The sequence below is a fragment of the Maribacter flavus genome (genome assembly GCF_008386635.1).
Taxonomy (GTDB): domain Bacteria; phylum Bacteroidota; class Bacteroidia; order Flavobacteriales; family Flavobacteriaceae; genus Maribacter; species Maribacter flavus.
This window is the reverse complement of sequence record NZ_VUOE01000001.1, coordinates 1,448,360-1,461,994: the sequence shown is the minus strand read 5'-3', so window position 1 is coordinate 1,461,994 and position 13,635 is coordinate 1,448,360. Positions and strand designations below refer to the sequence as shown.

Annotated in this window: 11 protein-coding genes and 1 pseudogene; 4 read left to right on the top strand and 8 right to left on the bottom strand. The window is 41.7% G+C overall.

Annotated elements, in window-relative coordinates:
• Positions 1-39 precede the first annotated feature (39 nt).
• Positions 40-1,311: a phosphoribosylamine--glycine ligase gene (gene purD, locus F0361_RS06430; RefSeq protein WP_154917703.1), complete on the top strand. Its 1,272-nt coding sequence runs from the start codon at positions 40-42 to the stop codon at positions 1,309-1,311.
• Between the two features lie 54 nt (positions 1,312-1,365).
• Here the strand turns inward: purD and F0361_RS06425 are convergent, their stop codons facing one another.
• On the bottom strand, positions 1,366-1,587 hold the full coding sequence (locus F0361_RS06425; protein WP_154917702.1) for a DUF6341 family protein: 222 nt from the start codon (positions 1,585-1,587) through the stop codon (positions 1,366-1,368).
• Between the two features lie 41 nt (positions 1,588-1,628).
• Here F0361_RS06425 and F0361_RS06420 point away from each other — a divergent pair, with 41 nt between their 5' ends.
• The 3 genes from F0361_RS06420 to F0361_RS06410 are packed head-to-tail and all read left to right on the top strand — an operon-like array spanning position 1,629 to position 4,235.
• Positions 1,629-2,567: a DUF6427 family protein gene (locus tag F0361_RS06420; protein WP_154917701.1), complete on the top strand. Its 939-nt coding sequence runs from the start codon at positions 1,629-1,631 to the stop codon at positions 2,565-2,567.
• Positions 2,568-2,596: 29 nt separating this feature from the next.
• A complete protein-coding gene (locus F0361_RS06415; RefSeq protein WP_154917700.1) occupies positions 2,597-3,199 on the top strand; it encodes a DUF4254 domain-containing protein in 603 nt (200 codons plus the stop codon).
• Entirely contained in the window at positions 3,186-4,235 is a 1,050-nt protein-coding gene (locus F0361_RS06410; RefSeq protein WP_246160818.1) for a glycosyltransferase family 9 protein, read from the top strand. Before F0361_RS06415 ends, F0361_RS06410 begins: the two co-directional genes overlap by 14 nt.
• Here F0361_RS06410 and F0361_RS06405 read toward each other — a convergent pair.
• From F0361_RS06405 to F0361_RS06375, 7 genes and pseudogenes are all read right to left on the bottom strand, one after another.
• Positions 4,232-4,849: a TetR/AcrR family transcriptional regulator gene (locus F0361_RS06405; protein WP_154917699.1), complete on the bottom strand. Its 618-nt coding sequence runs from the start codon at positions 4,847-4,849 to the stop codon at positions 4,232-4,234. The genes F0361_RS06410 and F0361_RS06405 overlap by 4 nt on opposite strands.
• A gap of 273 nt (positions 4,850-5,122) precedes the next feature.
• Complete coding sequence (arsS, locus tag F0361_RS06400) at positions 5,123-6,178, bottom strand: arsenosugar biosynthesis radical SAM (seleno)protein ArsS (protein WP_154917698.1); 1,056 nt, start codon at positions 6,176-6,178, stop codon at positions 5,123-5,125.
• A gap of 122 nt (positions 6,179-6,300) precedes the next feature.
• Positions 6,301-6,636 carry an arsenosugar biosynthesis-associated peroxidase-like protein gene (locus F0361_RS06395; RefSeq protein ID WP_094999161.1) on the bottom strand — a complete coding sequence of 112 codons (336 nt, stop codon included), beginning with the start codon at positions 6,634-6,636 and terminating at the stop codon, positions 6,301-6,303.
• 264 nt (positions 6,637-6,900) lie between these two features.
• Positions 6,901-7,509: pseudogene (locus tag F0361_RS06390) on the bottom strand (metallophosphoesterase family protein); the annotation flags it as partial.
• Positions 7,494-8,834 carry a sodium:solute symporter family transporter gene (locus F0361_RS06385; protein ID WP_154917697.1) on the bottom strand — a complete coding sequence of 447 codons (1,341 nt, stop codon included), beginning with the start codon at positions 8,832-8,834 and terminating at the stop codon, positions 7,494-7,496. The pseudogene F0361_RS06390 and the gene F0361_RS06385, both read right to left, overlap by 16 nt.
• Before the next feature lie 6 nt (positions 8,835-8,840).
• Complete coding sequence (locus F0361_RS06380) at positions 8,841-10,277, bottom strand: SusD/RagB family nutrient-binding outer membrane lipoprotein (RefSeq protein WP_246160817.1); 1,437 nt, start codon at positions 10,275-10,277, stop codon at positions 8,841-8,843.
• A gap of 148 nt (positions 10,278-10,425) precedes the next feature.
• Positions 10,426-13,629 carry a SusC/RagA family TonB-linked outer membrane protein gene (locus F0361_RS06375; protein WP_154917695.1) on the bottom strand — a complete coding sequence of 1,068 codons (3,204 nt, stop codon included), beginning with the start codon at positions 13,627-13,629 and terminating at the stop codon, positions 10,426-10,428.
• Positions 13,630-13,635 lie beyond the last annotated feature (6 nt).

Here is a 13,635-nt window from a genome sequence, read left to right as displayed (position 1 = left end):
ATTTACGCATCAAAGCTTACTTTTGCCAAAAGCATACTCATGAACATTTTAATTCTTGGATCTGGGGGCCGCGAACATGCATTCGCTTGGAAGTTGTCCCAAAGCGATCATTTATCAAAGCTCTACATTGCCCCTGGAAATGCGGGTACCTCCAATTTAGGTGTAAACATACCAATTGGTGTAAACAATTTTGAAAAAATCAAGGAAGTCGTGCTGGAGAAGGAAATCGACTTGGTGGTTGTTGGACCGGAAGACCCTTTGGTAAATGGGGTCCATGATTACTTTTTGGAGGATTACCAATTGAGAGATATTCCCGTTATCGGGCCACAAAAAATGGCAGCCCAACTTGAGGGTAGTAAAGAGTTTGCCAAGGAGTTTATGATGCGTCATAACATTCCAACGGCCAAATACCAAAGTTTTACTACAGAGACCTTGAACGAGGGCTATGAATTTTTGGAGCGACTAGCCCCTCCGTATGTTTTAAAGGCAGATGGTCTCGCTGCGGGAAAGGGAGTGGTCATTCTTAAGGATTTGAGAGAAGCAAAATTGGAATTGAAATCCATGTTGGTCGATGCCAAATTTGGAAGCGCCAGCACCACCGTTGTCATAGAGGAGTTCTTGGACGGTATAGAATTAAGTGTTTTTGTGCTTACAGATGGTACTAACTACAAGGTGCTGCCCACGGCCAAGGATTATAAAAGAATCGGTGAGGGCGATACCGGACTCAATACGGGCGGCATGGGTGCAATTTCCCCCGTTCCTTTCGCCGATGATTCTTTTATGGATAAAATACACGACCAAATTGTTAAACCTACCGTAGAAGGCCTTAAAATGGACAAGCTTCCTTACAAGGGTTTTATTTTTATCGGTTTGATAAAAGTTGGCGATGATCCCAAGGTAATCGAATACAACGTTCGTATGGGTGATCCGGAAACCGAAGTTGTATTGCCTCGAATCCAAAATGATTTTGTGGAGTTGATGGATGCCGTGGCAAAAGGAAAATTAAACGATGTAGCGCTTAAAATCGATGCACGTGCCGCCACTACGGTGATGACGGTTTCGGGCGGATATCCTGGTGCTTACGAAAAAGGAAAAGAGATAAGCGGGATTGACGCGATTGAGGAATCCATTGTTTTCCATGCGGGCACCACCCTTAAAGAGGGTAAAATACTAACAAATGGCGGAAGGGTCTTGGCGGTAACTTCCTATGGAGAGTCGTTTAAGGAAGCTTTGGCGATTTCCTACAAAAACGTTCAAAAGATACAATTTGAGGGAATGAATTACCGGCGGGATATAGGTTTTGACCTATAAAGAAAAACGGCATTTTCCAAATTGGAAAATGCCGTTTTTTTTAAGTGTTGATCTTTATAGGTACGAGTGGGAAGAAATCGACTTATCCTCTTCACCGTTATCGTTGAACTTTTTCAGCTCCAACATCCAATACACAAATGCTACAAAACCTATTAACATAAATATCCAGTTCAAAATATTGGATAGTGTCCAGCTTTCCATAAATCGCAAAGCATCCATTGGTGCAAAAAGTACATTGACGAACAAATCCTCGATACCGTAAAAAAATGACTTCATCTTATTCCTATATTTACAGGGCAAAAGTATAAAAATCATCCATGATTTCAAGCATTTTTGGTAAAACAAAACCGGTAAACTTTGTCATTCTGTTCAGTTTTATCTTTTTGTTGTATCCTATTACGCTATTTTTTATACTAAATCGGGATATAGCCACCTTACAACCGATTAAGGAAATTATCGTATTGGCCGTCTTGATATTCAGCGTTTTCATTATAGATTTCATAGTAAAACGCAACAAGCTAACGAAGAATAATTCGTATGCCATCCTGTTTTTTACCTTATTGCTAATGCTCTTCCCCAATACCCTAGGGGATTCTAACGCCATATTTTGCAACTTTTTTTTGCTTTTGGCCATGCGTCGAATCCTTAGCATCAAATCCCTTAAGAACATTAAACTGAAGATTTTTGATGCAAGTTTATGGATATTGATCGGTAGTCTTTTTTATGAATGGGCTATAGTCTATTTGGCCCTGGTGCTTTCGGCCATATTTATCTATGAGCCTAAAAACCTAAGAAACTGGCTCGTAATTCTTTCCTCGGTAGTTTGTTTCGTTTTAATACTGGGTGGTTTTTTATCAGTTTTTGAACGCTTGGATTGGCTTCAGGAACATTATAGATTTCATATAGACTTTAAGAACATGTTTGCTTTTGATTTAGGGTCAAGCGTAAAAATCGGTTTGTACATTTTAACGAATTTGGTACTCGTTATTTGGGCCTTCTTAAAATTGGGAAAGGCGGGAGTTGGACGGATCATCATGATCAGGTTGGTAGTACAATCCTTTGTGTTGGGTTTGTTGGTAAACCTTTTGGTCCTTTCAAAGGACAACTATGCTTTGTTAATTACGTTCTTCCCATCGGTTATTTTGATTACAAATTATGTGCAATCCATTAAGCGCGAAAAATTCAGGGAGATCTTTCTTATAGCCAGCTTCTTAATTCCTATTTCATTTTTTTTGGGTAGGCTTCTGATTTCCTGATATAAGGTATCTTTGTCAAAAATTCAATTATGTTCAGTGACTTTGCCATAAAGGTATTCGAGGAAAGTATTGAGAAGTATCATGAAAAGGACGATGTGTATCAGGTCTTTGATAATCCTTATCCAAAAAACGATATAGCACATTTGCTGTACCGAAAGAATTGGATCGATACCGTACAATGGCATTATGAGGATATCATCCGTAACCCACAAATAGAACCGCTCCAAGCTTTGGATCTAAAGCGAAAAATCGATGCCAGCAATCAGGACAGAACGGACCTTGTTGAATACATTGACAGTTATTTCCTAGATAAATACCGCTCAGTAGAAATTAAGCAAAACGCCACGATCAATACAGAAAGTCCTGCTTGGGCCGTGGACAGGCTCTCCATTCTCGCCTTGAAAATTTACCACATGCAGGAGGAGGTGAACAGGAAGGATGCATCCCAGGAACATCTAAAAAAGTGTCAGGAGAAATTGGACATTCTTTTGGAGCAGCGCAGAGATCTTTCCACGGCCATAGACCAGTTATTGAAAGATATAGAGGAAGGCAACAAATACATGAAAGTGTACAAGCAGATGAAGATGTACAATGATGAGGAACTAAATCCCATCCTACGTGGCCAAAAGTAAGATACGTCATATGCTGGTGATCAGGCTATCAGCCATGGGTGATGTAGCCATGACGGTTCCTGTACTTCTTGCTTTGACCGAAAAATACCCCGATGTAAAAATCACCTTCCTTACCAAACCATTTTTTGCGCCCATTGTTTCTGAAATTCCCAATATAAAAGTTTTCATTGCCGATGTGAAAGGAGCACACAAAGGAGTTTTAGGACTCTGGAAACTTTTTAAACAATTAAAAAGTTTGGATGTGGATGCCGTGGCCGATATACACAATGTCCTGCGGAGTAATGTACTAAAAGTTTTTTTTAGGTTTTCTGGAATACCATTTGAGCAGCTGGATAAGGTTAGAAAGGAGAAAAGGGAATTGACATCGGGAAAAAACAAGGAATTAAAGCCCCTAAAACCGATGTATCAACGCTATCAATCGGTTTTTGAGAGGCTCGGCTTTCACTTCCCCATAAACAATGACCATGTTCTAAAGAGCCGAAACATTACCACTGAATTTGCCTGTGATGTTTTTTCCGATGCAAAAAAGGTAATCGGTATCGCACCCTTTGCCGCATTCCCGGGTAAAATCTATCCGCTCGATTTTATGGAGACCTTAATAGCCGATTTAAGTGCCATTGAGGATGTAAAAATTGTCCTTTTTGGAGGCGGTCAAAACGAACGGACAATTTTGGAGGGTTGGGAAGGAAAATTTGCCAATTGTATTTCCGCCGCAGGAAAAATATCATTTAAAGAAGAGCTGGAACTCATCAGTAACTTGGATGTAATGATTTCCATGGACAGCGGTAACGGGCATCTGGCTGCCATGTATGGGGTTCCCGTTATTACACTTTGGGGGGTAACACACCCTGTCGCAGGTTTTGTGCCCTTTGGCCAACCGGAAGAAAATCAAATCACTTCAGATAGAAAAAAATATCCGTTGATACCTACCTCCGTGTATGGAAATAAAATCCCGCCAGGCTACGAACTGGTAATGGAAACACTAGCACCTGAACAAATAGTTACGAGAGCCCTACAAATACTTGAAAAGGTCTAAACCGCTACCTTCTTAGGCTCCAATGTTTTTAAGTACATTTTCAATTGACTCATAAAACGGTATTTTCTGGCACTAGGTGCTGCGCCTACCATCAATGTTCTTATACCAAAATAAGAACTCATCAAATACGTAGCTGCGGCTTCACAATCCACATGCCGGTCAATATGACCGTTGAACTTTCCTTTTTGAAGGGTAGAGACCAAATTTACCTCCCATATGGATAGGATTTCGTTTAAATGCTTCATAATTACCTCGTTCCTACCGCGAAATTCCGTAAGGAAGTTATTGAGGACGCAGCCAAAGTCCATCTCATTGTGAACGGCCGTTTCAAGAGCTTCTTCAAAACATGAATTGATGGATTGCAGTGGGTTGCTAAAACCTTCTATGGGCTCTATAAGGCAACTATATACTTTTCTAGAAAGTAAATTCTGTATGATTTGAACAAAAAAGTCCTCTTTGGATTCAAAATGATAATAAAAGGCCCCTTTGGAAAGCGAGAGTTTATTTAAGATGTCGTCAACACTGGTAGCATAATATCCATTTGCATAAAAAAGTTCTAATCCAGCAGTTTGCATTCGGTGCATGGTAGCCATGCGTTTTAATGTTTTGTCCATGATTTCAAGATTTGGGTTCATCCGACCGTTTGGTCTGTACAAAGAACCGATCGATACTTGGAGAAATTCGATTCTTTGGATATGATGAAGAAAAAAATCGGCGAAAGTTCAAAATCCCGATGAATTACTACTTTTCTGAAAATGAAAACCGACCACTTGGTCGGTTTATGTGTACACTTTTAAGGATTAACAACGTGTTCCATGACATAGTTCATGTCTGATACCACCAAAGTAGAATAAAAATTCCCCTCCTTTGGAGGGGTTAGGGGAGGCTTAAGCCACAGTTCCCTGACAGCTACTACCGGCACCGGCCGTACAGCCATAACAGTGTTGGGAAATGATGATGTTTCTATCGTTAAGAATATCTTCATTATAATCCTTAATGTGTTTGATTTTACTGGCTACCTTTAAATCCAACATTTGGTTAAAATCGCAGTCATACAACCAACCGTCCCAACTTACGGATATGGTGTTCCTACACATAACATTGGTCACCGCAACGGGATTGTAAGCCTCTACAAGGGCGTACATATAATCCTCATAGTTTTCCGAAGCAATCAAATAATCCAAAAATCGGGCGATAGGAAGATTGGTGATAGCAAATAGATTATGGAACTGAATACCAAAGTCCTCTTTCAGCGCTTTTTTAAAGTCCTTCTCCATGGCGGCCTGGTCTCCTGGCAGGTAGGCTCCGGATGGATTATAGACCAAGTCCAAGCGCAAGTCACTATCTGGCATCCCATAGCCTCGTTCGTTCAACTCCTGAAGCGCTTTTATCGATTTATCAAAAACACCGTCCCCGCGTTGTTTATCCGTTTTTCCGCGGGTCCAGTGCGGCATGGAGGAAATGACGTGTACATTGTGCTTTTTAAAGAAATCGGGCAGGTCATGATATTTTTTGTTGGCCCTAATAATCGTCAAATTGGAACGTACAATAAAATCCTTGATTCCTGCTTTTGCGGCCTCCTCTACAAACCACCTGAAATCAGGATTCATTTCAGGCGCGCCACCTGTTAAATCCAACGTATGTGCCCCCGTATTTTTAATCACTTCCAAACATTGTTGCATGGTCTCGCGTGTCATGATTTCCTTGCGGTCCGGACCTGCATCCACATGGCAGTGCTCACAGACCTGGTTACACATATATCCAACATTGATCTGCAGTATTTCCAATTTCTTGGGGCGTAGAGGAAACTGACCAATTTGATCGATTTTATCCTTAAAATAGGGGAGTTCCCCATCGGCAAAAATACCTCCGTTAAGGATTTCCAGTTGGCGATTGTTCTGCGCCAGTTCGTTTCCTGTAGCTTTTAATGATTTTGTAGCCATTTCTTTAGAAATTAGTATTTAGTATCAAGTATTCAGGATTGTCCACATAATAATGCTCAATCCCAAATAAGTATTTTTTAGTAGGTTTTGTATCAATACTTCCCCCTTTGGTGGACAGGGGATTACATCGACAACTTGTTGTATTTGTTCATCATTTGCACTCCATGCACCAAGGTAGCACCACTTTCTATAGCTGCTCCAACATGTACGGCTTCCATCATTTCCTCCTTGGTTATCCCTTTTTGTAATCCGTCCTTGGTATAGGCATCTATACAATAGGGACATTTTACGACATGGGAAACGGCCAGTGCAATCAGGGATTTTTCCCTTGCGCTCAAGGCCCCTTCTTCAAATACCTTTCCATAGTAATCAAAGAACTTGGTTCCCAGTTCTTCGCTCCATTCGGTTATTTTACCAAACTTTCTTAAATCTTTTGGGTCATAATACGAGTCTGCCATTTTATGCTGTGTTTTGGATTGAATGTTTTGTTTATTTAAATCGATAGTAAATGAAATGGGAATTCCTTGTCCCATTTTCTCTATTTCCGGAAGAATTTCCATATTATCCCATATTCCGGATGCTAAGGTGTCCGCATATTCCTCTGGCAAATGGTTTTGATACATAAGCCGTTGAGCGGTCTGGAAATCATATTCAAAGGATTCATGGGAGAAAGACATAGTACCATCAATATCCTCCATAAGAACATACCAAACCCTTGGGGTGCCATCATTCGCGGGCATCCCTATAACCCCGGGATTAATCCATAATTTTCCTTTTATGCTTTGATGAAAAGGAAGCCCACAATGTCCTGCAATTATCACTTGACTGTTGGTGGCTTCAAAACACCTTTCCTTACTTTCCTGTGCGTTGGATTTAAATATGAATTCTGAAACATCGCCATAATTGCCGTGGACTACCGTTACTTTTTTACCCGCATATTCAAAGCTAATATTTTCGGGTATCTTGCCGATCCATTTCAGGGATTCTTCGGACAACTTCATTTTTGTATATGGAAACCACATTTTGGAAAAACTGTCACAGCGTCCACCTGCCTTAAAATCGCAACCGCAGTCCTCACTGTCGTTGGCCAGCTGTAGTTCTACATTACCGGCAATACTCAAAGCCTCCCAATTTTTGAAGGCTTGTACCGTTTCTTCGGGTTGGGCACAGTATCCCGTAATGTCACCCGTACATATACAGTTCTGTGGGGGTATACCTTCTTTTTTGGCTATTGAAATCAATTTTTCCAAGGCTTGTAGGTTGCTATAAACGCCGCCAAACAGCAGTAGTTTGCCTTCTTTGGTTCCTATGTCCCTTATTTTTTGATCCATGAGGGTATAAAATATAAAAGTGTGCAACAAAGAATGCCCCAGACGTTGATCCAAAGCAAATCGGCATATTTCCCTTCCGTTAAAATTAATTGCTGGGGGAAGCGTTGAAAAACAAGCAATAAACCAAAAAGCAATCCGCAGATAACGCTCAGGTGAAAACTAATTTTAGGGGCCTTTCCTTTCCAAAAGATAAATACGGGCGTCAATCCTATGACCATGGTGCCGCTTATGGTGGTAGCCGATAAAATTTTGGCATCCAAAAAAACGGGTATCGTACCCAAAAAGGCGATAAAAACCATTGACCACCTTCCAATACTAAGCGTTTTTCCGAGTTTTAGGTCTACGGCAATCAGTTTTGAGAAGGAAGAAAAGGTAGAATCCAAGGTGGAGGCTGCTGAGGTAATCATAATGAAATTGATGATTAATAGTGTTACAATACCAAAGGCCTTTCCAACCTCAACGGCAGCTTGCCCTACAATTCCTTGGGACTGGGCATAAACACCAATAACGCTAAACAGCACAATGCATATAGCACCGGTTACACTGGCCCCTAAAAAGCTTTTCAAGGTAGTTTTAGGGCTGCTTATAAACCCCCTGTCCGTGAGCACGGGATCGTGAAAGGGATAACTAAAGGATTGAATTATAGCGGCGAACAATAGGTTTAGTCCCGTTTCAAAGGACCATATACCTGAACTGACCGTGTCCTTTACCGTAAAATCGGTCTTAGGTCCGTATACGGTAAGAAGTATTATCCCTAGTAATAGGGTGAACAAGGCCATTTGTACGACATCGGTAAAAATGGAACTGCTCATGCCACCCTTGATTACATAAGCCAATGTTAGCAAGGTAAAAATCAGGATACTCCAGTAATACGGACTCGACCCAGCTTCCCCAAAATAGGACCCAACGACCATGGTATTGCTCCAAACTTCATTGAACAATCGAATAGCGATCAACATAGAAAACAGGGACACCGCTCTTTTTCCAAATTTGGAGGTCAAGAAATGATGGATACTGGTATAATTTGCTTTTACCCTCATTTGGTATATTACGAAACCTGCAACGGCAAAGGACACATAGTAACCCGCATAGGCAATCCCACCAACGATACCAAATTCCAAACCTAGGTTAGCGGCATTGGTTATGCTTTTGGCAAAAATCCATGAGATGATCAAACTGCCCATAAGGACCATGGTATTGGGCGTGCCCCTTTTTTGAACCGCATTAAAAAACTGATTGGTATCTTTTGCGTATGGGGAAAGAAGAAACAGTACCAAACTAGATACTAGAATCAATCCCCACTGCCAAAATACTAGGTCGCTCATTTTAGATTATTCATGGTCCCACCACACATTTACATTGATACTATTGCCATCCGTGTTGTTGGCGGCCGTGGTATAATTTTGGTTGTTCAACGCTTCTTCCTCCGCCGGGTAGGGCATTCTTACGGGAATTAGGTCATCGTTTAAACTGGCCGATATCGTTTTGAGTTGGGGAAAACCGGTTCTTCTATATTCGATCCAACCCTCATAGCCGTTGACCATATTGGCAATCCATTTTTGGGTGATGATATTCTCCAAGGGGTCGCCATTTTCCATTGCCCCGGTTCCTGAAAGATAATCGCTTGGCAACTCCACCTGCCAATAGTCGAATGCTTGGGACACACCAATTTCATACAGGTTCTGGGCATCGGCAGAAATTAAACCCTTTTGTGCCGCTTCCGCCAAAAGGAAATACGTTTCCATACTGGTCATAAAATTGGCATCCAATAAGCCTGTATTTTCCCGGAATATGGTACCCGCCAAAGAGTAATCGGCCAAGGTAACCGTAGTGGAGGACGCATCGATACCGTTCAATAGACCATTATATTCATTACCCTTTTCACTACTGGCAAAGGGTCTGAACAGCCTTGATATACGAGCATCTTCCAAATCGATAAGGATTTCCTCCATGGTTTCGGACATGACAAAATTGTTGAAGTCGCCAATTCGCAACCTTGCCAACCTAAAATTGTTGGGTTCCCCATCGGTAAAACTAAAAATGGCATTTAGGCTATTTTCGCTGATGAAATTTCCTTCGGAAAACAGGGTTTCTAATTCGTTTGAAACATCCATTTTTGAGGAGACGCGCATGAGGTATTTAATCTTTAGTGAATTGGCAAAACGCACCCAGCTATCCAAGTCTCCGCTGAACAGGATATCACCCTCCAGAGCGATATTTCCATCATACGCCTGGATAGCCGCTATTCCCTTGGTTAGATTATCGAAAATTCCATTTTCCGCCATATAAATATCCTGCTGTGCATCGTAGACGGGCGTGACGGTACCTTGATTTCCCTTAAAAGCTTCAGAATAAGGAACATCCCCAAAAAGATCTGTCAAGGCAGCGGCCATGTAGGCCTTCATGATACGTGCCGGCCCTTCGTAAACCCTAAAGGAAGGATTTTCAAGGGAGTGGTTTAAAATCAGTTCATTATCCCTTAGATTTTGATAGAATATAGGCCAGGGATTACCCCCTAGTTGGGGCGATTTTAAGTTATGCCTATCAAAAAGGTTAAAATCCAAGGCCGTGGTATATTGCCCTAAAAGATTGCCCGCCGTAAAGCCTTCGTAGGACATTTGCTCCCCGTAATCATAAATAACCTGTCTTAGCAAAAGACTTGGTTGTACGCTTACCGGAGCATTGGGATTGGTGTTGATATCCTCAAAATCTTGGGTACAGGAGGTGGTTCCCAAAAGCACAAGTACAAATACAACTATCAAGTTCAAGAAAAAACCCCGACTGTTCCTTTTTTTGTCAACTTTGCTTGAATTAACAGGAAGGAGAATAGCCTTATTTTTTGTCAAAACGTCGAAAAGTATGACATGAAGGCTAAGTACAGTGTTTACTAGTATGTTAAATATAATTTTCATTTTTTTAAAAATTGAATCCTGCTTTTATTCCAATACTTCTTGAAGTGGCATAGGACATATCCTCTACACCGCTGATAAATCCCTGTCCCTGTACGGCCAATTGCTCTGGGTCGAAGTGCGGATTCTCCGTTAGGGCAAAAAGGTTACGGCCAATTAAGGAAAGGTTTAAGGTCGCGTTTTGGTTAAAAAGGGAAAGATCGGTAAATGTATAGCCTAAGGAAAACTGCCTTAGTTTTAGAAAAGAGGCATCATAGGTATTGTTTTCCTCGTGGTTTCGGTCGTAAAATTGGCGATAGTAACTCTCCGCCGAAACCGCTACCGTATTGGGTTCATAGACAGGGTTTTCAGACGTTCCAATATTTACGACCCCCAGGGGCACGATTCCTTCCTCTGGCCGAAAGGCGGTCTCTGCCAATTGACCTCCCACATTTCCCAGGGCCCTGGTTCTCGATACGATAATACCACCCTGGCGCCAGTCGAATAGAAAGCCAAGGTTCCAATTTTTGTATTGGAACTGGTTATTAAACCCTAGCATGAAATCCGGATTATAGTTTCCCAGTTTTTGAAGTTCATTATCAGGGATGTAACGTCCTTCATCCGTAAGAATAAAATCTCCGTTTTCATTTTTTAAATAACCGGTACCATAAAGGTCCCCAATGCGTCCCCCTTCTTCAACCTGTAAAAATACCGTTTGGTTTTGACTGTCATAGATTCTTGAGTAGGCCAATGTCAAACGCCCTTCATCTTGGGGCAAGTCCTCTACAATGGCGCGGTTGGTGCTGAAATTCAAACTGCTGTTCCACTTGAAATTATTGGATAGGACGGGTGAAATACCCCCGATAATTTCCACCCCAGTGGACCGAACACTTCCCGCATTTACAACCTGTTGTGTATATCCAGAGGATATGCCAATAGGCAAGGAAAGAATTTGGTCTTCGGTTAAGGCATTGTAGTAAGATATATCCATACTTAGCCGATCACCAAAAAATCGAATATCGGCACCAACCTCCCAAGAAGAGGTACGTTCCGGTTGTAGATTGGGATTGGCAATTGTATTTTGATCGCTAAAGGTAGGTTGACCATTGAAAGGCGTCTGGGCAACGAAGGCCCCAGTCGTTTGATAGGGGTTTGTGTCATTACCTACTTGGGCCCAACTGGCCCTCAATTTTGCAAAGGATACTAAATTGGGCAGTTGCACTACTTCAGAAATAATAAAACTGGAAGATACGGAAGGATAGAAAAACGAGGTGTTGTCTACCGAAAATGGAGTGGCCAAGGCACTGGACCAGTCGTTTCTTCCGGTGAAGTCAAAAAAGAGGAAATCCCTATACCCCAACTTCATCAAGCCATAAAAACTGTTAATTCGCTTGTTCGATTCAAACTCAAAGACTTCTACTGGGGAGGCCGCGTTAGATAGCCTAAAAATTCCCGGTTGCGCCAAACTAGTGGTCTGTGATTGAGAAGTAAAGGCCTTTTGGTCCAACCGGTTTCCACCTACACTAACATCAAGGATTACATCTTTAAAACGATTGGTATAATTTAAAAGAAAATCAGTGTTTATCTCCCTAAACAACACATCGTGTTCTGCATACCCACCATTTTGAAATCGGTTAGAGCTAAAGGCACGTCGTAACTGTCTTAGTTCGCTTGAATAATCCATGCCCGAACGAATTGAAGCGGTCAAATGCTCCGTGATATCATAACTTGCCGAAATATTCCCGAACACTCGGTCTCTATTGAAAGAGTTTCTATTTTCGAACATGGTAAAAAATGGATTATCAAAATAGGTATAGTTGAAAGAGTATTGCTGAATGTCTTCTAATCCGGGTTGCCAATAATTTCGTAAGCTATCCATGTTCAGGGATCTTGGCCCCCAACCTACCAAGGAATAATTTACGTTTTCGGAACCGTAACCATTTGATGGTCGGTTATCACTTTTAGAATTCACATAATTGATGGTCGAGTTAACCCTTATTTTATCCGTAGGTCTAAATGTCAAACGCGTATTTATTGTCTGCCTATCCAAGTTTACCCCAGGAATAATCGATTCACTACGTAAATCGGTAAAGGAAAGTCGGTAGCTACCTTTTTGAAAGGTTGAACCAACCGCTATGTTATTGATAAAGGTAGTTCCCGTTCTGTAAAAATCCTTAAGGTTATCTGGATGTGAAACAAATGGGGTAGGCGTAATAGGCAGACCACTATAAAGTGCAGTGTCGCCACCTCGCACCACGGTTCCATCAGGCAAAGTAACTGGGCTATCAAATTGGGGAATAAGGTTGCCTACGTCCAAACGAGGCCCCCAACTATAGGATATTAAATCATTGGTGCCACCTCCAAGTCCATCTACAAAGGCAAATTGCCCCGCATTGCCCTGTCCATACTCATTTTGAAAATCGGGCAATTGAAAGGCTGTATCCACGAAAAAGCTGGTATTATAGCTAATACCAAGACCTGTACTGATTCTACCTCTTTTGGTTTCTATGACAATGACCCCATTGGAAGCCCGGGTGCCATATAATGCAGCTGCACTCGGACCCTTCAGCACGGATACTTCTGCAATATCGTCTGGATTGACTTCCATGGCACCATTTCCAAAATCGATTTCCTGAAAGCCCGCAGCCGCTTCGTTGGTAAAGTTAAAAACCGAGTTATTGTTAATGGGTACTCCGTCTACGATGAAAAGTGGGTTGTTATTGGAGAAGGAAGCTTCTCCCCGTATGGTAATTTTTGAGGTGGAACCTACTCCTGTAGGTCCTTGGCTAATGGTAACTCCTGCCAATTTACCTGTAAGGTTATCCAAAAAATTGACCGATTTAACTTCGGTAACGCCCTGAGCGTCCAAACTTTGGACCACATAACCCAATTCCTTGGTCTCTCTTTTTAATCCAAGTGCCGTTAGGACCACTTCGTCCAATTGTTCGGAGGATTCCAATAAGGCAATATCAATGACCAAGGCACCATCTATGGGAACTATTTGCGTTTCATATCCAATAGCTGAAAATTCCAGGATGGCATTTTCGTTCAATTTGGAAAGTTCGTAGAAACCTTTTTCATTTGTCGTAGTTCCTTTGTTGGTACCAGATATCAGGACATTCACATAAGGAATGGGTACTCCTGACACATCAGATACAGTGCCCGATACGCTCTCCTGGGCAAAATTTATGGTGGTCATGAAAAATAGCGCGACCCACAATACATACTTCATGTTTTT